This window comes from Dissulfurispira sp. (assembly GCF_036745535.1).
Classification (GTDB): domain Bacteria; phylum Nitrospirota; class Thermodesulfovibrionia; order Thermodesulfovibrionales; family Dissulfurispiraceae; genus Dissulfurispira.
In genome coordinates this window covers 1-17,869 of record NZ_DAIOFX010000017.1, presented here as the reverse complement: position 1 = coordinate 17,869, position 17,869 = coordinate 1, and the positions used below count along the sequence as shown (strand labels likewise).

At 43.6% G+C, this 17,869-nt stretch carries 18 protein-coding genes; 16 read left to right on the top strand and 2 right to left on the bottom strand.

All coding sequences use genetic code 11. The features are described 5' to 3' along the window. Positions 1-79: 79 nt before the first annotated feature. The 3 genes from glgC to V7L97_RS04980 are packed head-to-tail and all read left to right on the top strand — an operon-like array spanning position 80 to position 3,473. Positions 80-1,333 (top strand): glucose-1-phosphate adenylyltransferase, encoded by a 1,254-nt coding sequence (gene glgC / locus V7L97_RS04990; RefSeq protein ID WP_333653857.1) that lies wholly within the window; start codon positions 80-82, stop codon positions 1,331-1,333. Beyond that, the gene (locus tag V7L97_RS04985) at positions 1,330-1,749 is read left to right on the top strand and encodes a DUF488 domain-containing protein (RefSeq protein ID WP_333653855.1); all 420 of its coding nucleotides are present in this window, start codon (positions 1,330-1,332) and stop codon (positions 1,747-1,749) included. Before glgC ends, V7L97_RS04985 begins: the two co-directional genes overlap by 4 nt. Next, the gene (locus V7L97_RS04980) at positions 1,746-3,473 is read left to right on the top strand and encodes an ATP-dependent DNA ligase (protein ID WP_333653854.1); all 1,728 of its coding nucleotides are present in this window, start codon (positions 1,746-1,748) and stop codon (positions 3,471-3,473) included. The genes V7L97_RS04985 and V7L97_RS04980 overlap by 4 nt, the downstream gene beginning before the upstream one ends. Here the strand turns inward: V7L97_RS04980 and panC are convergent. Next, entirely contained in the window at positions 3,470-4,318 is an 849-nt protein-coding gene (gene panC, locus V7L97_RS04975) for a pantoate--beta-alanine ligase (RefSeq protein WP_333653853.1), read from the bottom strand. The genes V7L97_RS04980 and panC overlap by 4 nt on opposite strands. A gap of 66 nt (positions 4,319-4,384) precedes the next feature. On the opposite strand from panC, the gene V7L97_RS04970 reads away from it, so the two are divergent. The 4 genes from V7L97_RS04970 to V7L97_RS04955 all read left to right on the top strand — a co-directional run bounded on the left by V7L97_RS04970 (position 4,385) and on the right by V7L97_RS04955 (position 6,706). Next, positions 4,385-5,620 (top strand): tetrathionate reductase family octaheme c-type cytochrome, encoded by a 1,236-nt coding sequence (locus V7L97_RS04970; protein WP_333653851.1) that lies wholly within the window; start codon positions 4,385-4,387, stop codon positions 5,618-5,620. Then, positions 5,617-5,925 carry a hypothetical protein gene (locus V7L97_RS04965; RefSeq protein ID WP_333653849.1) on the top strand — a complete coding sequence of 103 codons (309 nt, stop codon included), beginning with the start codon at positions 5,617-5,619 and terminating at the stop codon, positions 5,923-5,925. The genes V7L97_RS04970 and V7L97_RS04965 overlap by 4 nt, the downstream gene beginning before the upstream one ends. A 120-nt stretch (positions 5,926-6,045) precedes the next feature. After that, on the top strand, positions 6,046-6,330 hold the full coding sequence (locus V7L97_RS04960) for a GYD domain-containing protein (RefSeq protein WP_333653848.1): 285 nt from the start codon (positions 6,046-6,048) through the stop codon (positions 6,328-6,330). 145 nt (positions 6,331-6,475) lie between these two features. Further along, entirely contained in the window at positions 6,476-6,706 is a 231-nt protein-coding gene (locus V7L97_RS04955) for a sulfurtransferase TusA family protein (RefSeq protein WP_333653846.1), read from the top strand. 5 nt (positions 6,707-6,711) lie between these two features. Here V7L97_RS04955 and V7L97_RS04950 read toward each other — a convergent pair whose 3' ends face one another. After that, positions 6,712-7,053 carry an Mth938-like domain-containing protein gene (locus tag V7L97_RS04950; protein WP_333653845.1) on the bottom strand — a complete coding sequence of 114 codons (342 nt, stop codon included), beginning with the start codon at positions 7,051-7,053 and terminating at the stop codon, positions 6,712-6,714. Positions 7,054-7,395: 342 nt separating this feature from the next. Between V7L97_RS04950 and V7L97_RS04945 the strand changes: the two genes are divergently transcribed. From V7L97_RS04945 to cobA, 9 genes are read left to right on the top strand one after another with little or no spacing between them, the layout of a single operon-like run. Beyond that, positions 7,396-8,589, top strand: coding sequence for an argininosuccinate synthase (locus V7L97_RS04945; protein WP_333653844.1), 1,194 nt, complete (start codon positions 7,396-7,398; stop codon positions 8,587-8,589). Between the two features lie 7 nt (positions 8,590-8,596). Further along, entirely contained in the window at positions 8,597-9,730 is a 1,134-nt protein-coding gene (gene dprA, locus V7L97_RS04940; RefSeq protein ID WP_333653842.1) for a DNA-processing protein DprA, read from the top strand. A gap of 10 nt (positions 9,731-9,740) precedes the next feature. Next, positions 9,741-10,025 carry a hypothetical protein gene (locus V7L97_RS04935; protein ID WP_333653840.1) on the top strand — a complete coding sequence of 95 codons (285 nt, stop codon included), beginning with the start codon at positions 9,741-9,743 and terminating at the stop codon, positions 10,023-10,025. A 16-nt stretch (positions 10,026-10,041) separates the two neighbouring features. Then, positions 10,042-12,378, top strand: a complete 2,337-nt coding sequence (gene topA / locus V7L97_RS04930) for a type I DNA topoisomerase (RefSeq protein WP_333653838.1) — start codon at positions 10,042-10,044, stop codon at positions 12,376-12,378. Between the two features lie 3 nt (positions 12,379-12,381). Further along, positions 12,382-13,077: a hypothetical protein gene (locus V7L97_RS04925; RefSeq protein WP_333653837.1), complete on the top strand. Its 696-nt coding sequence runs from the start codon at positions 12,382-12,384 to the stop codon at positions 13,075-13,077. Next, on the top strand, positions 13,077-13,892 hold the full coding sequence (gene ccsB / locus V7L97_RS04920) for a c-type cytochrome biogenesis protein CcsB (RefSeq protein WP_333653836.1): 816 nt from the start codon (positions 13,077-13,079) through the stop codon (positions 13,890-13,892). Before V7L97_RS04925 ends, ccsB begins: the two co-directional genes overlap by 1 nt. Continuing rightward, on the top strand, positions 13,889-15,163 hold the full coding sequence (hemA, locus tag V7L97_RS04915; RefSeq protein ID WP_333653834.1) for a glutamyl-tRNA reductase: 1,275 nt from the start codon (positions 13,889-13,891) through the stop codon (positions 15,161-15,163). The genes ccsB and hemA overlap by 4 nt, the downstream gene beginning before the upstream one ends. Further along, complete coding sequence (hemC, locus tag V7L97_RS04910; protein ID WP_333653833.1) at positions 15,153-16,097, top strand: hydroxymethylbilane synthase; 945 nt, start codon at positions 15,153-15,155, stop codon at positions 16,095-16,097. Before hemA ends, hemC begins: the two co-directional genes overlap by 11 nt. Beyond that, entirely contained in the window at positions 16,094-17,617 is a 1,524-nt protein-coding gene (cobA, locus tag V7L97_RS04905; RefSeq protein ID WP_333653831.1) for a uroporphyrinogen-III C-methyltransferase, read from the top strand. Before hemC ends, cobA begins: the two co-directional genes overlap by 4 nt. Positions 17,618-17,869: the final 252 nt, after the last annotated feature.

Here is a 17,869-nt window from a genome sequence, read left to right as displayed (position 1 = left end):
CCGACCCCATTTTCCAGTCATTTTTGTCCATGCACTTTCATTGACACATAACGCTTTTCCTGTTATATTTTTTCTTGTCATGGAAAGGACGATAAAAAGAACCGACATGAAGGATGTGCTTGCCATCATACTTGCCGGAGGCAAGGGAGAACGTCTGCATCCCATGACCATTCACAGGGCAAAGCCTGCTGTCCCCTTCGGCGGTAAGTACAGGATCATAGACTTCACCCTCAGCAATTGCATCAACTCTGATATAAAGAAAATAGCAGTAATTACACAGTACAAATCCCTTTCCCTTGACAGGCATCTTGCACTGGGATGGCAAAACCTCTTTAATCCGGAACTGGATGAGTTTATCATCTCCATTCCGCCGCAACAAAGGGTAAGTGAAAGCTGGTATACAGGAACAGCAGATGCCGTATATCAGAATATCTATTTTATTGAAAAGGAAAAGCCTCTCTATCTGCTCATCCTGTCAGGAGACCATATATACAAAATGGACTATTCAGAAATGCTCGCCTTTCATATAGAAAAAAAGGCAATCGGAACAGTTGCAGCAATAGAGGTGGATAAGAAGATCGCATCCTCCTTCGGCATCATGGAAGTTGACAGCGAATGGAGAATCATAGGTTTTGAGGAAAAACCAAAAAAACCGAAGACAATACCCGGAAATCCAAACCAGTGTCTTGCATCCATGGGCGTTTATATATTCAATACAGAGGCAATAGTAGAAGAGCTGAAGATAGATGCTGCAAAGACGTCTGCCCATGACTTCGGCAAGAACATAATACCTGATATGCTTAAATCAAACAAACTCTTTGCATATAATTTCAGGGATGAAAATAAGAAAGAGGCAAAATACTGGAGGGACGTAGGGACCATAGACGCCTACTGGGAAGCCAATATGGATCTCGTTTCTGTGGATCCGTTATTAAACCTCTATGATAAGGACTGGCCCATAAGGACATATCAATGCCAGTACCCGCCTGCCAAATTCGTATTTGCACAGGAGCAGAAAGGCGGAAGGCTCGGAATATCGCTGGATTCCATCGTCTGCGATGGGTGCATCGTTAGCGGCGGAAGGGTGCAGAGTTCGATCCTGTCTCCAAATGTCAGGATAAACAGCTGGGCCTCTGTAAAAGAATCCATCCTCATGGAAAATGTGGAGATAGGGAGATATGCAAAAATAAAAAGGACAATCATTGACAAGGATGTATATATCCCCCCTGAAACGGTAATCGGATACAATCTGAATGAAGACAGGAAAAAATTTCATGTGAGCCCGAACGGCATAGTGGTCATTCCGAAGGGAACGGATTTCAGGAAGCTTTGAAAAAAATATATACTCTCGGGACAAGCAGAAAGAACGAGGAGGATTTCATAGAAATCCTCCTCGTTTATGATATAAAAACCGTCATCGATGTCAGACGCTTTCCAAAAAGCAAGCTGCAAATATTCAATAAAGAATACCTGCAAGACCTTTTAGAGAGAGAAGGAATATCCTATGTCTTTCTCGGCGTTGAACTCGGCGGATTCAGAAAAGGCGGATACGAGGCATATACAGAAACAGAAGATTTTAAACACGGGATTGATAAGCTCGAAGAGTCTGTCAATAATAATGCTGTTATAATATGCGCTGAGAGGTTTCCGTGGAAGTGCCACAGGCGCTGGATAGCAAGGGAGCTTCACAGAAGGGGATGGATTGTGGAACATATAATAGATAAAGGAAGGGTCTGGATTCCCAAATGAAATTTAAAAAACTATGCGAATATTTTGAAAGGCTTGAGGAGACCACAAAGCGTCTTGAGATGTTCGATATCCTTGCAGGGCTTTTTAAAGAGGCATCCGGCGAGGATATAGACAAGATAATCTATTTGAGCCAGGGGCAGCTTGTGCCACCGTTTCACGGCCTCGAAATAGGCATATCGGAAAAGCTTATTATACGGGCAATATCAGATGCAACAAATACGCCAACCCAAAAAGTAGAACAGACCTTCAGGCACACAGGCGACATGGGAAGGACAGCAGAGGAGCTTAATAAGAGAAAAGGCTATGACCTTACCGTGAAGCAGGTTTATGGAGAACTCATGGACATTGCACAGACAGGCGGTGCTGGAAGTGTAGAGAAAAAAATAAGCCTTCTTTCAAATCTATTTAAAGGTGTTTCTCCAATAGAGGCAAAATACATTGCGAGGTTTGTCATAGGGAGATTAAGGCTCGGGATAGGAGACCCCACGGTGCTGGAGGCCCTTGCCCTAAGCATCGGAAATCGTGAACTGAGGCCCGAACTCGAAAGGGCATATAATCTGTGCTCTGATTTAGGTCTTGTTGCTAAAACACTTATAGACAAAGGCATAGAAGGCGTAAAAAAATTCAAGGTTCAGGTTGGTTATCCCATAAGGATGGCCCTTTGCGAAAGGCTTTCATCATCAGAAGATATAATCCAGAAAATAGGCAGAGCGGCAATAGAGGCAAAGTATGACGGATTCAGGGTCCAGTGTCATAAGGATGATGAGAATGTGGAACTATTTTCAAGGAATCTCGAAAGAACCACCCACATGTTCCCTGAAATTACGATGGCCATGAAAAAATACATAAATGCAAAAAAGGCGATTATCGAAGGAGAAGCACTTGCATATAATGAAGGCACCGGAGAACTATTCCCATTTCAGGTAACAATTCAGAGAAAAAGGAAACACGGTATAAAGGAACTGTCAAAAGAGCTTCCGTTAAAATTCTTTGTCTTTGATTTGCTCTATCTGGACGGTGTTGATTACACAGAAAAGTCTTTCTCTGAAAGGAGAAAAAAACTTGAGGAGATAATTAGGAGAAATGAGATTATCGAGCCTTCGGAGATGTTTATAACAGACGACCCATCCAGAATATTTAAATACTTTGAAGACACTATTGAACGGGGACTTGAAGGGGTCGTGGCTAAAAGGCTTGACGCCCCCTACTCTGCCGGTTCAAGGAACTTCAACTGGATCAAGCTTAAAAGAAGTTACAAAGGGGGACTGGCAGACACCATAGATGTATGCATTGTCGGATATTTCAGAGGAAAAGGTGCAAGGGCAAAATTCGGCGTGGGCGCACTTTTAGGTGCAGTTTATGAGCCTGAGACAGATACGTTTAAAACCATAAGCAAGATAGGCTCTGGATTTAAAGAGGATGAATTCTTTGAGCTGAAAAAGATGCTCGATGAAATAGCCCTCAAACATAAACATCCGAGGGTTGATTCTGCAATCGATGCCGATGTATGGGTTGAACCCAGATATGTTATTACTGTTATGGCCGACGAGATTACACGCTCTCCTGCCCATACAGCAGGAAAGGACAAGGATGGAATCGGTTATGCCCTGAGATTTCCGAGATCAACCGGTTTTATAAGGTTCGACAAAAATCCCGAAGATGCAAATACGGTAAACGAAATTATCGAAATGTTCGAGCAGCAGAAACAGGTGAGTGTGGGTTAAAACTCCACTATCATATTATCAATCAGCCGCGTGCTGCCGATTTTTACCGCTACTGCAAGAAGGTTCTGCTTTTTGAACTCATTTAACTCATCGAGGGTATTAGTATCATAAACCCCTGCATACTGTATTTCAGAAATGAGCGGCTCTGCCTCAAGCGTATCATGCATCTGTTTCCTGACATCCACCGGATTTGATTCACCTGATTTTATCATCTGTGATGCAGAAAGCAGGGTCTTGTAAATAACGGCTGCCGCCCTCCTCTCTTCATGGCTCAGGTACACATTCCTCGAACTCATTGCAAGACCATCTGGTTCCCTGAAAGTCGGGCAGATAATTAAATCCACATCCATATTCAGGTCTTCCACCATCCTCTTAATAATGGCTGCCTGTTGAAAATCTTTCTGGCCGAAATATGCTGCTACAGGTTTTACTATATTAAAGAGCTTACACACCACTGTTGCTACGCCTGTGAAATGTCCCGGCCTGAAAACTCCGCATAGTTTATCTGATAAGTCCTTTACTGTTATATATGAAGAGAACCCGTCTGGATACATGGCCCTGGCATCCGGCATGAACAGGATATCCGCACCTTCTCTTTTCAGTTTTTCCATGTCCCCTTCCATGTCCCTCGGATATCTGTCAAAATCTTCCTTTGGCCCGAATTGTGCAGGATTTACGAATATGCTCACGACAACAATATCATTCTCGCTCTTTGCTCTTTTCACGAGGCTGAGATGGCCTTCATGCAGGGCGCCCATTGTAGGGACAAAACCTATCGTCTTGCCATTGTGCAGGTGCCTCTTTGAGGTTTCCTTCATTATCCTGGGAATTCTGATATTTTCCATGACATTAATTTATACGAACCGTCTGTATCTATTCAAGTTAATAATAACTGTGATCCAGCGATAAGGATGGGTCTCCTGATTAATAACTTCTGCATCTCCATTGAAGGCGGAGACAAGTGTGCAAATCAGGAATTCTGCTCAAAATGTCATCCGAGCTACGGATGGAGGGACAACTCATTCGACTTCAAAGACAAGACCAAGATCGACTGTCTTATCTGTCATGCAAAAGACGGCAATTACAAGAAAGGAATCGCAGGAGAGCCTGACCGCAAATTGATCGAACAGGGCAAGATGTCCCTTACAAAGGCAGCACAGAGCGTCGGTATTCCTAACAGGGACAACTGCGGCGTATGCCACTTCAATGGCGGAGGAGGAGATGCAGTTAAGCACGGAGACCTCGATACCACTCTCAGCAAACCTAAAAGGGATCATGATATCCACATGGGCGGCGCTGCGGACATGAGCTGTCAGGCATGCCATGTAACAAAGAATCACAAAATCTCAGGAGCATCCACTTTCCTTGCAACAAATGACGGAAGGGTAAGCTGCGAAGACTGCCATAGAAATCCTCATAAAGATTCTATGGTGAACAAGGTCCTTTCAAGACATGAAAAAACTGTTGCATGCCAGACATGCCACATCCCGTTTTTTGCAAAGGGACAGGCTACAAAGATGAGCTGGGATTGGTCGACAGTTGGCAAAGACATAGACCCTGAAGAACAGTTCGGCAAAGAGACATATGCAAAGCATAAAGGACACTTTACGTGGGGAATGAATGTTGTTCCTACATATGCATGGTACGATGGACAGGTAGAGAGATACCTGAAAGGAGACAAAATCAAAGATACTACAAAAACTGTATACATCTCAAAACCCACTGGTGATATCAAAGACAAAAATTCAAAGATCTATCCATTCAAGGTCCATACAGGCAAACAGCCCATGGATTCGGTCAACAAATATCTCCTGATTCCTCAGACATACAAAGGCGTATGGAGTCATTACAACTGGGAGAAGGGCCTTGCCGAAGGTGCAAAGGGCTCTGGACTATCATACAGCGGCAAGTACGAGTTCGTCTCTACCGCATTCTATGGCAGTATAAATCATGAGGTGACTCCAAAAGAGCAGGCACTAAAATGCAAGGACTGCCACATGGAAGGCAAAAGACTCGACTGGCAGGCATTGGGCTATAAAGGAGACCCGATGAGGGTTGGCGGCAGATTTGAAAACGGCGCTGCTGTAGCAGAAGAAACCAGCAAGCCCGTTAAAAAGACTGCCAGCAAAAATAGGAGGAGAAAATGAAGACATCAAAGGCGATAATACTCGCAGTATTGGCAATCTTCTGCATGGCAATGCTCACAGGCGTTGCAATGGCAGAGGAAAAGGTATCCATCAAGGGAAAGGTTAAGAGCATCAATGCGGATGCCAAAACCGCTGTAGTGGCTACAGAAGATGGAAAGAATGTAATTATTGTCGTTGAAGACGAAGAAACGCTTAACAAGTTAAAAAACGGCAGGATCAGCATAGACGATGACGTAAAAGTCAAATACGTAGTCAAAGACGGCAAGAATGTAGCCACATACTTCAAAAAGGCTGCAGGCTGTTAAACTATCTCCAAATCAGTTCATAGAGGGGCAGTCCGAAAGACTGCCCTTTTTATTTCCAATTGACAACCTTCACATTAAGGTGTATAAGAAAATTAAGAATATATAAAAAGGAGGGAAGCCATGGCTTACTATGTAATTCTCAGCAAATTGACGGATGAAGGGAGAAAGACAATCAAGGAAAAACCGGAAAGGATGTTTGAGGTCAACAAGGAACTGGAGGCAATGGGTGTAAAGGTTAAAGAGCAGTTCGCGGTCTTAGGGCCATATGATTTTGTAAATATTATAGAAGCGCCAGATAATGAGACGGTCATGAAGATGTCTGTGGAACTTGGGGCAAGGGGGTCGGTAGAGCTTCTCACGCTGCCAGCCATTTCAGCAGAGGAATTTGCGAAGAAGATGAAATAAGCTAAATTTTTTGTATAGGGGTGTCAGTAAAGAATTTTCAGGGGGATTTCGCAAGGGGGACAAAGTCCCCCTTGCGGTTTATGGGCGTGCGCAGCACGCCCATGTGCAATAGAATTCTTTGTTTACAATATGTTAACTATAATCCATGTCCATTAAGCCTGATGTTGTTTTAGACCTTAAGGGGCTTCACTGCCCGATGCATATCATGAAGACCAAAAATGCCCTTGACCTTATGAAGGCAGGCCAGATTATCGAGGTAATATCCAATGACAAAAATTCAAAAACAGACATTTCCGGCCTCTGCAGAAGACTCGGACTTGAACTGATAAGCACAAAAGAAGAAAACGGCATCTTCAGGTTTACAATCAAAAAGTAGGTTTGTCAGCACGTAAGGTGAAGGCAGGCTATTGTTTTTCTTTTCCCGGATAATTCATTAAACAAATTTACAGCATCTGTTGTCCTTGCTACATGCACATCTATTTTCATCGATTTAAGATTGCTTATAACCTCATCCGAAACCCTCATAACACCAGAATAGCCTGTCCCGATGATAATGACTTCAGGCCGTGCATCCAGCACTTCCCTTAAATCATCCATCTGTAAAAAATGGCCTTCCTTCCTCCACCACGATGAATTGACCCTGTCCGGATATATAATCACATCAGATGTATATGTTTTTCCGTCAATGGTTATCCTTCCGAAGGAATAGTGCTGGATTTTCATGGAAATATTATACTACACTTCACTTTAAAGCCAAATTTATGATAAGGTGAATAAATTAGTCCATCGTTCATTTTAAAAATAAAATTGCGCTAAAAGATGAACGGTGAACAAGGAACTATGAACCAAATCCAGCGATAAGGATGGGTCTCTGAAGTGAATAGCGATGTTTTGGTAACAGTTCTTTGCGACTGGAGCGTTAAACAGCCGCAAGTGTTTGAACCCGAAGGGTGAGTTTTGCGGCTGTAGCGTAAGGAGCATTAGAACTGTCAAAACAGAGCTTCTGAACGAAAGAGACTTATCCTTATTGCTGGATCACAGATGAACTAAACTTGGAGGAATGAGATGGCAAAGAGGGTTGTACTGGCATATTCAGGCGGTCTTGATACATCCATTGTTATAAAATGGCTTATAGAGACATATAATGCAGAGGTCATAGCCTTCTGTGCAGACCTCGGTCAGGGTGAGGATTTGAACGCCGTAAAAGAAAAGGCCATTAATACGGGGGCTTCAAAGGCTTATGTGGAGGACTTAAGGGAGGAGTTTGTAAAGAATTACATATTCCCGATGCTCAGGGCAAATGCCATCTACGAAGGCACTTATATGCTCGGCACATCCATAGCAAGACCGCTCATAGCAAAAAAGCAGATCGACATAGCAATAAAAGAAAACGCAGATGCCGTAGCGCACGGAGCAACAGGCAAAGGTAATGATCAGGTAAGGTTTGAGCTCACATATTATGCCCTTAAGCCGGATATAACGGTCATATCTCCATGGCGCGAATGGTCTTTCGATTCAAGGCAGTCGCTGATAGAATATGCTGAAAAGCACGGAATACCTGTGCCTGCCACAAAGGAAAAGCCCTACAGCACAGACAGGAATATCTTCCACATCAGTTATGAAGGTGGAATACTGGAAGACCCTTGGTCAGAACCGCCGATAGATATGTACACCATGATGGTATCTCCTGAAAAAGCGCCTGATAAGCATCTATATATAGACATTCATTATGAAAAAGGGAATCCGGTAGGCATAAATGGAGAATTCCTTTCGCCTGTCGATCTTTTTGAAAGACTCAATAAACTCGCAGGAGACAACGGCATCGGAAGGATAGACATAGTGGAAAACAGATATGTGGGAATTAAATCAAGGGGTGTTTATGAGACGCCTGCAGGCACTGTCCTTCATATAGCCCACAGGGCACTGGAATCCATCACACTTGACAGGGAGGTCTTGCATCTCAGGGACTCGCTTATTCCAAAATATGCAGAACTGATTTATTACGGCTACTGGTTTTCACCAGAAAGGGAAATGCTCCAGACAGCAATAGATTCCATTCAAAAAAATGTTACAGGTACGGTAAGGTTAAAGCTATATAAAGGAAACTGCATTGTTGTAGGCAGGAAATCCCCAAAATCACTCTATCATCCTGAACTGGCAACCTTTGAGGCAGAAAAGATATACAACCAGAAGGATGCGGAAGGATTCATTAAGCTGAATGCGCTGCGGCTGAAAGTGAAAAAGATTCTCGAAAGTTAAAAGTCAAATGTCATGTGATGATCTTAAATATTGGCTTGCTCTAACCCTTATAAAAGATATCGGCCCGGTAACGGCAAAACGGCTGCTTTCCGCTTTCCGGACGCCCCAAAGAGTATTCGAGGCAAGCCCAAATGAGCTAAAAGACGTGGAGGGAATAAATGGCTCTAAGATAAATGGCATCTCTGAATTCAACTCATGGGATGAGGTCGAAAAAGAGATCAATGAGATCAACAGGCATAATGTCAGAATAATCAGATATACCGATGAGGAATATCCCGAAAGCCTGAGATATATTGACGACTCGCCTGTAATACTTTATGTCAAGGGCAGCTTTATAAAAAAAGATAAATATGCAGTTGCGATAGTAGGCTCGCGCAATATGACGCCTTACGGAAAAAAAATTACAGAAACAATTGCATCTGAGCTCGCTTTATGCGGCATTACCATAGTAAGCGGAATGGCACGCGGCATAGACGCAATATCACACAAAAGCGCATTAAAGGCAAATGGCAGGAGCATAGCAGTGCTTGGCTCGGGTCTTGACAACCCCTATCCTCCTGAAAACAAGGGGTTGTTTGATGAGTTGTCGGAGAAGGGGTGCGTTATAAGCGAATTCCCTATGGGAACTCCTCCAAACAAAAAAAACTTTCCGCAAAGAAACAGGCTGATAAGCGGGCTTTCCCTCGGAGTGCTCGTTGTCGAGGCTGCAGCAAGGAGCGGCTCTCTCATAACTGCAGGCTGTGCGTTAGATCAGGGAAAGGATGTGTTTGCCGTACCGGGAAGCATAACGTCGGCGAATTCCGAGGGCACGCATGAACTTATCAAAAAGGGCGCAAAATTAGTGCAAAAGGCTGAAGACATACTCGAAGACATAGCGCCCCACCTTAAAGGTCTTAGAGGCTCTGCAAATGGTCTCTCAGGAGAAAGTCTTTCGGTAAATCTGCCCATAAATCTGAATGGACTTGAAATAAACGATGAAGAAAAGGCAATATGTAATATTTTGGGCAGCGAGCCAAAGCATATAGACATAATTTCGAGGGAAGCAGGAATGCAGGCTGGAAGAGTACTGGGAATACTGCTCGGCCTCGAAATAAAGGGCATAGTAAAACAATCCGAAGGCAAGAGATTTTATATATTGTAGGAGGAAAAGATTGGCAAAAAGATTTATAGACATATTGCGAATGCTCGCAAAGGATCTTATAGAAAAGGGCTATGATGCGGATGACGCACTGAAAAAGATCAGCGTCTTCGACATAGATTTTCTAACGGTAAAGGAAGAGCTTTTGACCCTTGAGTTGTCGCAGTACATCGATGATGCAGAACTGGACACCATAAGGGCGCTTCTTTCGTATGTCCTGATGAAGGAAACGGAACTTGATACCGAAGAGATATATGCCTTCATATTCGGAAGGGGAAGGCAGATAACATGGAACTAATGGAGGACTTGAAAAATTGAAATCCCTTGTTATAGTAGAGTCGCCTGCAAAGGCAAAGACCATCAATAAAATACTGGGCAAAGAGTTCGGCGTTAAGGCATCCATCGGCCATATAAAGGACCTTCCCAAAAAAAAGCTTGGAGTGGATGTCGACAAAAATTTCGAGCCATATTATGAAATCATTCCGGGCAAGGAAAAGGTAATAAAGGAACTGAAAAGCGAGGCGAAAAAGGCAGAAAAGATATACATAGCAACAGACCCTGACAGGGAGGGAGAGGCCATCGCATATCATATCGCAGAAGAAGTAAAGCCGCCCAGGAATGCTAAAAAGATTTATCGGATTACATTCCATGAAATAACAGAGCGTGCAGTAAAAGAGGCTATACAAAATCCCGGCGAAATTGACATTAATAAGGTCGAGGCGCAACAGGCCCGCAGAATCCTCGACAGGCTTGTGGGTTATAACCTCAGCCCGTTTCTCTGGAGAAAAGTCAGAAGGGGATTAAGCGCGGGAAGGGTTCAGTCCGTTGCAGTAAAGCTTATAGTAGACAGAGAAAGGGAAATCGAGTCATTCAACAAAGAGGAATACTGGACAATAGAGGCCCTTTTGTCTCCTAAAACAGAGGGGACACAATTTTGGGCAAGACTCTACAAATACAACGACTCCCTTGTCATCAACCGTGATGCCGAAGAGGGAAAGCGTTTTCTCATTACCAACGCAGAGGCCGCACAGCAGATTGCGGATGAAATTAATGACAAGGAATTCTACCTCTCCAAAATAGAAAAGAAACTGAGGAAAAGATCTCCTTCCCCGCCGTTTATTACAAGCACCTTGCAGCAGGAGGCAGCACGCAGGCTCAGATTCGCTGCAAAAAAGACCATGATGATAGCACAGCAGCTTTATGAGGGAATAGAGCTTGGAGATGAAGGCTCAGTGGGCCTTATTACATACATGAGAACAGACTCCTTCCGCATAGCTCCTGAGGCACAGGAATGGGCAAGGGACTTGATAGAGAAAAAATTAGGAAAGGATTACATCCCTGAAAAACCGCCCCATTACAAAAGCAAGGGGAGCGCACAGGAAGCCCACGAAGCAATAAGGCCGACATATCCAGACAAATCTCCGGAGGCTGTAAAAAAGTTTTTATCCAAAGACCAGTATAACCTTTATACCCTTATATGGAACAGGTTCATCGCAAGCCAGATGGCCCCAGCGCAACTGGAGCAGACGACCTATATTATAGAGTTAAGAGAGGGGGCTCGTGGGGGAGATGTAATCTCCCCCACGGTCAAAGGTACAGAACTCAGGGCATCGGGTACTGTTATCAGATTTCCAGGATTTATGGCATTGTACACGGAAAGCAAAGACGAAATAGAGGAAGAAGAAGGCGGAATCCTGCCTTCCATGAAGGAGAATGACATCCTCAAACAACAGGAGATAAAGCCGGTACAGCATTTCACGCAGCCTCCGCCGAGATATACAGAGGCTACTCTTGTAAAGGCCCTTGAGGAAAAGGGCATCGGAAGACCGAGTACTTATGCAGCAATACTGTCCACAATTCAGGACAGGAAATATGTGGAAAAAAATGAGGACAGGCGTTTTATGCCTACAGAACTCGGAATTGTTGTGAACGACCTTCTTGTTGAGAAATTTCCTGAACTGATAGACATAGGATTTACTGCAAAGATGGAAGACGAACTCGATGAAATTGAGAATGCAAAGATGAAGTGGGTCAAGGTAGTTAAAGATTTTTACAAACCCTTCAGCCGTAATCTGTCAGAGGCATCAAAAGACAAAGGAAAAGTAAAACCACAGGATATCCCAACAGAAGAGGTTTGCGAAAAATGCGGTTCCCCAATGGCCATAAAATGGGGAAGGCATGGAAGGTTCCTTGCATGTACAGGCTATCCGCAGTGCAAAAACACAAGACCATTGGAAGGCGGCAACGGCAAACAGGTCGCAGAGCAGACCGTGACAGAGGAGATATGCGAAAAATGCGGCGCTCCAATGGTCATAAAGAGCGGGAGATTCGGGAAGTTCCTTGCGTGTTCAAAGTACCCTGAATGTAAAAATACAAAGCCTATTTCGACAAGGGTAAAATGTCCTCTGGATGGCGGAGACATTGTGGAGAGAAGATCGAAAAGAGGAAAGGCATTCTGGAGCTGCAGCAATTATCCGGAATGCAAGTTTGCGATGTGGTATAAGCCTGTGCCAAAACAATGCCCAAAATGCAGTGCATCATTCCTTGTCGAAAAGTGGAACAAGGCCGGAGAGGTATTTCATGTCTGCCTGAATAAAGGCTGCGATTACAAAGAAGAGATAAAAAAAGAGGAGACGGCAAGCGAAGCATAATACATGAAGCAACCCTTTCTTATCGGCATTGGAGGCGCTCACAGCGGTGCAGGCAAGACAACCATAGCAGTTGCAATTTTAAAATATCTGAAAACCCATCCACCCATCTACCCATTCACCCACTCACCAAAAATCGGAGCCATAAAATACACAAAGACAGCCTTTTATTCATCCATCATAGACGACAAAAGTATTCTCAGCCAGGAAGACAAAGACACCAAAAGGCTACTTGATGCAGGAGCAGAAGAAGTTTTATGGGTTCAATCGCCTGCAAATGAGATCAATGAAGTCCTGCCAATGGCAATTGACAGGCTCTCCCATCTCGACGGCATAATCATTGAGGGCAACAGCGCAATTGAGTTTTTAAAGCCGGATGTTGTAGCATTTATAGCTGATGTTTCTAAGGAGAATATTAAGCCCTCAGCCCGGAGAATACTGAAACAAGCTGACATTGTTATTGAAAAAGGGTCGTCGCATTACTCGTCAAAAAACATACATGAATTGATACACTGCATAGAGATGACAGCGAAGAAAAAAGAAATCGAGAATATTTTAAAGACACGGTCTGCTGAAGGCAGGATTACATGCAGCGATGCAAGGACAATCGCCGAAGAACTGGGGGTTCCTTACAAAGAAGTCGGCAAGACTGCCAATGAACTGAAAATAAAAATAAAGAATTGCGAGCTCGGCTGCTTCTGATGGGTACTGTACTTTTTGAATTGGCCCTTACCTTTTATTTTGCAGCAACAATTATAAGCATCGTTGACATATTCAAGGGCGGCAAGGAATCATCGAGGCTGACGATCTTCATCACCGGAGCAGGATTCGCAATCCACTCAATAAGCATAATTTACAGATACATAGCAGTAGGCCACCTTCCGATAACGAGCATGCATGAGGCATCGTCCTTTTTTGCCTGGTGTATTGTCCTTATATTCTTCTTCCTCGAATACAGGTATAAAATCGGCATAATGGGCTCGTTCATCCTGCCCATAGTCTTCATACTTATGCTTTCTTCATCAGTCTTTCCGAGGGAAATCCGCCCGCTTACGCCGGTGCTCCAGAGCTACTGGCTTCCTGTACACACATTTCTGGCATTCTTAGGGAATGCAGCATTTGCAGTGGCATGCGGCATCGGGACAATGTATCTGCTTCAGGAGCATTATCTGAAATCAAAGCATTTAGGCGATCTCTTCAAGAGACTTCCGAGCCTTCAGGTCCTTGACGAGATAAACTACAGGCTTATTACCATCGGATTTCCACTCCTTACCCTTGCCATAATTACAGGAGCGCTATGGGCAGAAAGCGCATGGGGTAGCTACTGGAGATGGGACCCCAAAGAGGTCTGGTCGCTCATAACATGGTTTATCTATGCCCTTGTCCTTCACGTCAGGCTCACTGCAGGCTGGAGGGGAAAGAGGGCAGCCATTCTGTCCATAATCGGATTTTTGGCAATACTTTTTACATTCTTTGGCGTTAATCTACTTTTAAAGAGTCTGCATGCATTCGCATGAAAATTCTCATTATAGGACTGAATCATAAGACAGCTAATGTTGAAACGAGAGAAAGGCTTGCCTTTAACGGGCCTAAGCTTGAAGAGGGAGTTTTTGGCTTAAAGAAAATCCCCGAGGTAAAAGAGGTTGTAGTACTGTCAACGTGCAACAGGGTGGAATTGTATACCTGTGTAAGCAACACGGCTTCAGCAATAGAGAATATTAAAAATTTCCTTTCAGGATTTCATAATATAGCAAGAAGCGATTTCGAGAAATCCCTTTATATTCACACCGATACCGATGCCATAAAGCATATATTCAGGGTCAGTTCGAGCCTTGATTCCATGGTTGTGGGAGAGCCGCAGATCCTCGGCCAGCTTAAAGACGCCTTTGACTTTGCCCTCAGCAAAAAGACGACCGGTGTCCTTCTGAATAAGTTAATGAAGAAGGCGATATCAACTGCAAAAAGGGTGAGGACAGAGACAAGAATTGCCGAAAATGCAGTATCCATAAGCTTTGCAGCAGTGGAGCTCGCAAAGAAGATATTCACGGATCTTTCAGGAAAGTCATTCATGCTCTTAGGTGCAGGAGAAATGGCAGAGCTTGCAGCACGCCATCTCGTAAACAACGGCGTAACGGATGTGAAAGTGGCAAACAGGACATACGAGCGCGGATGCGAACTGGCAAAAGAGTTTAACGGAAAAGCGGTAAAATTTGAAGAATTCTTAAATGAATTGATACACACCGATATAGTCATCTGTTCAACAGGCGCATCGACCTATGTCCTTTTAAAGGATCATATGCAAAAGGTAATGAAGAAAAGAAAGCAAAAGCCGGTTTTCATAATCGATATTTCTGTGCCGAGAAATATAGACCCTGAGATAAATAAAATAGACAACGTATACCTCTATGACGTGGATGACCTTCAGGATGTAGTGGACACCAATATCCTCGAGAGGAAAAAAGAGGCTGAAAAGGCAGAAAAGATAATAGATGAGGATGTCGAGAAATTCACAAAGTGGATGTCATCCCTCGATTCGGTCCCGACTATTGTGGCTTTAAGGCAGAAGGCAGAAGAGATCAAAAATGAAGAAATGGAGAAATTCAGAAATAAATTCCCTGATTTAGACGATGAAAAAGTAAAGGCTGTGGAATATATGGCAACAGCCATAATCAATAAACTCATACATCCTCCAACAGCAGCGCTTAGAGAAGACACAGAGGACAGGGATGAACTGATAGCCATGATAAAAAAATTGTATGGGATAAATGGAGATGAAAATGAAGAATAAAATCGTTATAGGCACTCGTGGCAGCAAGCTCGCGCTATGGCAGGCTGAATGGATTAAGTCTGAACTAAAAAAATTAAATCCCGACTTAGAGATTGAACTTAATAAAATCAAGACCACTGGCGACAAGATTTTGGATGTGCCGCTCGCAAAAGTAGGCGGGAAAGGGCTTTTCGTAAAGGAGATAGAAGAAGCGCTCTTAAAAGGTGAGGCAGATATAGCTGTTCACAGTATGAAGGATGTGCCCACAGATTTTCCTGAAGGATTGCATCTCGCAGTAATAACAAAAAGAGAAGACCCGAGGGATGCATTCCTATCACGAATTTCAAATTTCAAATTTCAAATTCCAAATTTTAGAGACCTGCCGCAGGGTGCAACTATCGGCACAAGCAGTCTCAGGCGTTCATGTCAGTTGCTCAGTATAAGGCCTGATTTAAAGATCGAGCAATTGAGGGGCAATCTCGATACAAGGTTGAGAAAGCTGGATGAAGGACAGTTTGACGCGATAATCCTCGCTGCTGCAGGTGTTAAGAGACTCGGATGGTCAGAGAGGATTACAGAAGTCCTTCCACCTGAAATAAGCCTTCCTGCCATAGGCCAGGGAGCAGTTGGAATTGAATGCAGGATTAAGGATGAATTCATAAATAATCTAATCGCACCTTTGAATCATCTCGAAACTTCCATTTGTGTAAGGGCAGAGAGGGCGTTCTTAAAGAAACTCGAAGGCGGATGTCAGGTGCCAATCGCAGCATATGCAAGATTGATCGATGGCAGAGTTGTAATGGACGGGCTTGTAGGAAGCGTTTCAGGAGACAGGATTGTAGAAGGCCGTATAGAAGGCACACCGAATGATGCAGAAAACCTCGGAATCAAGCTGGCAAAAGACCTCCTTTCAAGAGGTGCAAAAGAGATACTGGACGAGGTCTACGGCAGGTGAAAAAAGGCAAGGTCTATCTCATAGGCGCAGGCCCTGGTGATGTAGGGCTTTTGACAGTAAAAGGCCTGAAATGCCTTCAGAAGGCCGAGGCTGTCGTATATGATTTTCATCTCAACGCCCAGATATTGAATTACATCAATCACGATGCCGAATTCATATATGCAGGCAAAAGGGGTGGACATCACGCAATGACGCAGGATGAGATAAATCAGGCGCTTGTTAATAAGGCAAATGAAGGCAAAATCGTATGCAGATTAAAGGGCGGCGATCCCTTTGTATTCGGCAGGGGCGGTGAAGAAGCAGAGGTTCTTGTAAATGAGGGTATAGAGTTTGAGGTAATACCCGGTGTCAGTTCTTCCATTGCTGCACCTGCATATGCAGGCATTCCATTAACGCATAGGAAATATTCTTCATCCTTTGCAGTTATTACAGGCAACGAAGACATAACAAAACCTGAAAGCTCCATAGACTGGTCGAAGTTCGCAAATGGCTTTGATACCCTCGTTTTTTTAATGGGTGTTAAAAATATCGGTGCTATAACATCAAAACTTATAGAGCATGGAAAATCCCCTGATACTCCTGTAGCAGTTGTGAGATGGGGCACAAGGCCTGACCAGAAAACAGTGGTCAGCACCCTGAAAGACATAGCAGGGCTTGTTAAGGAAGAGAATATCAAGCCCCCTGCTGTAATGGTTGTGGGAAATGTGGTCAAATTGAGGGACACATTGAAATGGTATGAAAACAAGCCCCTCTTCGGCCAGAGGATTTTGATCACAAGGGAATATACAAAGGATTATGAGCCTCTTGAAGATTTAGGGGCAGAGATATTCGAGTTTCCAACCATAGAGACAGTACCGCCGGAAAGCTACAAGGAACTGGATGAGTCGATAGACAAAATAGAGACCTACAACTGGATTATATTCACAAGCGCAAATGGATTTAAATATTTCATGCAGAGGCTTCTCGATAAAGAGAGAGACATTAGAGATTTAAAGGGCGTCAGGATATGCGCTATCGGAACAAAGACTGCAGAAACGATAAAAAACTACGGTGTCAAAGTGGATTTAATTCCTGAAGAATTCACTGCAGAAGGACTAATAGAAGCCTTCAGTCAACAGTCAACAGTCAACAGTCTGAAAGAAATGAAATTCCTTCTTCCGAGGGCAGAGGTTGCAAGGGAAGTATTCCCGCAGAAGGTGAGAGAGCTTGGCGGAGAGATAGACACTCCTGCTGCATATCGTGCAATCAAGCCTGAAAAGCACGGCAAAAGATTAAAGAGATTTTTAAAAGAGGGAAGAATTTCTGTGGCGACATTTACAAGCGCTGCTACCTTCAATAATTTCGTGGATATAATGGGCGAGGATGCAATAGAGATATTAAAAGATGTAACCATAGCCGTTATAGGCCCTGTTACGGCAAAGGCCATAGAAAAGGCAGGATTAAAGGTCTCCATAACGCCGAAAGAGGCCACCATAAAGGCAATGGTCGATGAGATAATCAAATGGGCTACTAAATCGTAGTCGCAATTAATCTGAATTTTTATTGCATTCCAAAATATAAGGACAGGACTTTACCCATCCTGCCCTTTTATGATATTTTAATAGAAATATCTTACACTGCCTCGTGCACTGTGGGATATCTCTGAACAGCAGGTATTTTGGAGAATATAGGCCAGCAGGAAGTGTAATGCTTCTGCTGGTATTATTTTTTTTACGAACACAGAAGAATGTATTATTATGGTAAAAACGAGATATGAAAAACGTAAAAAGGAG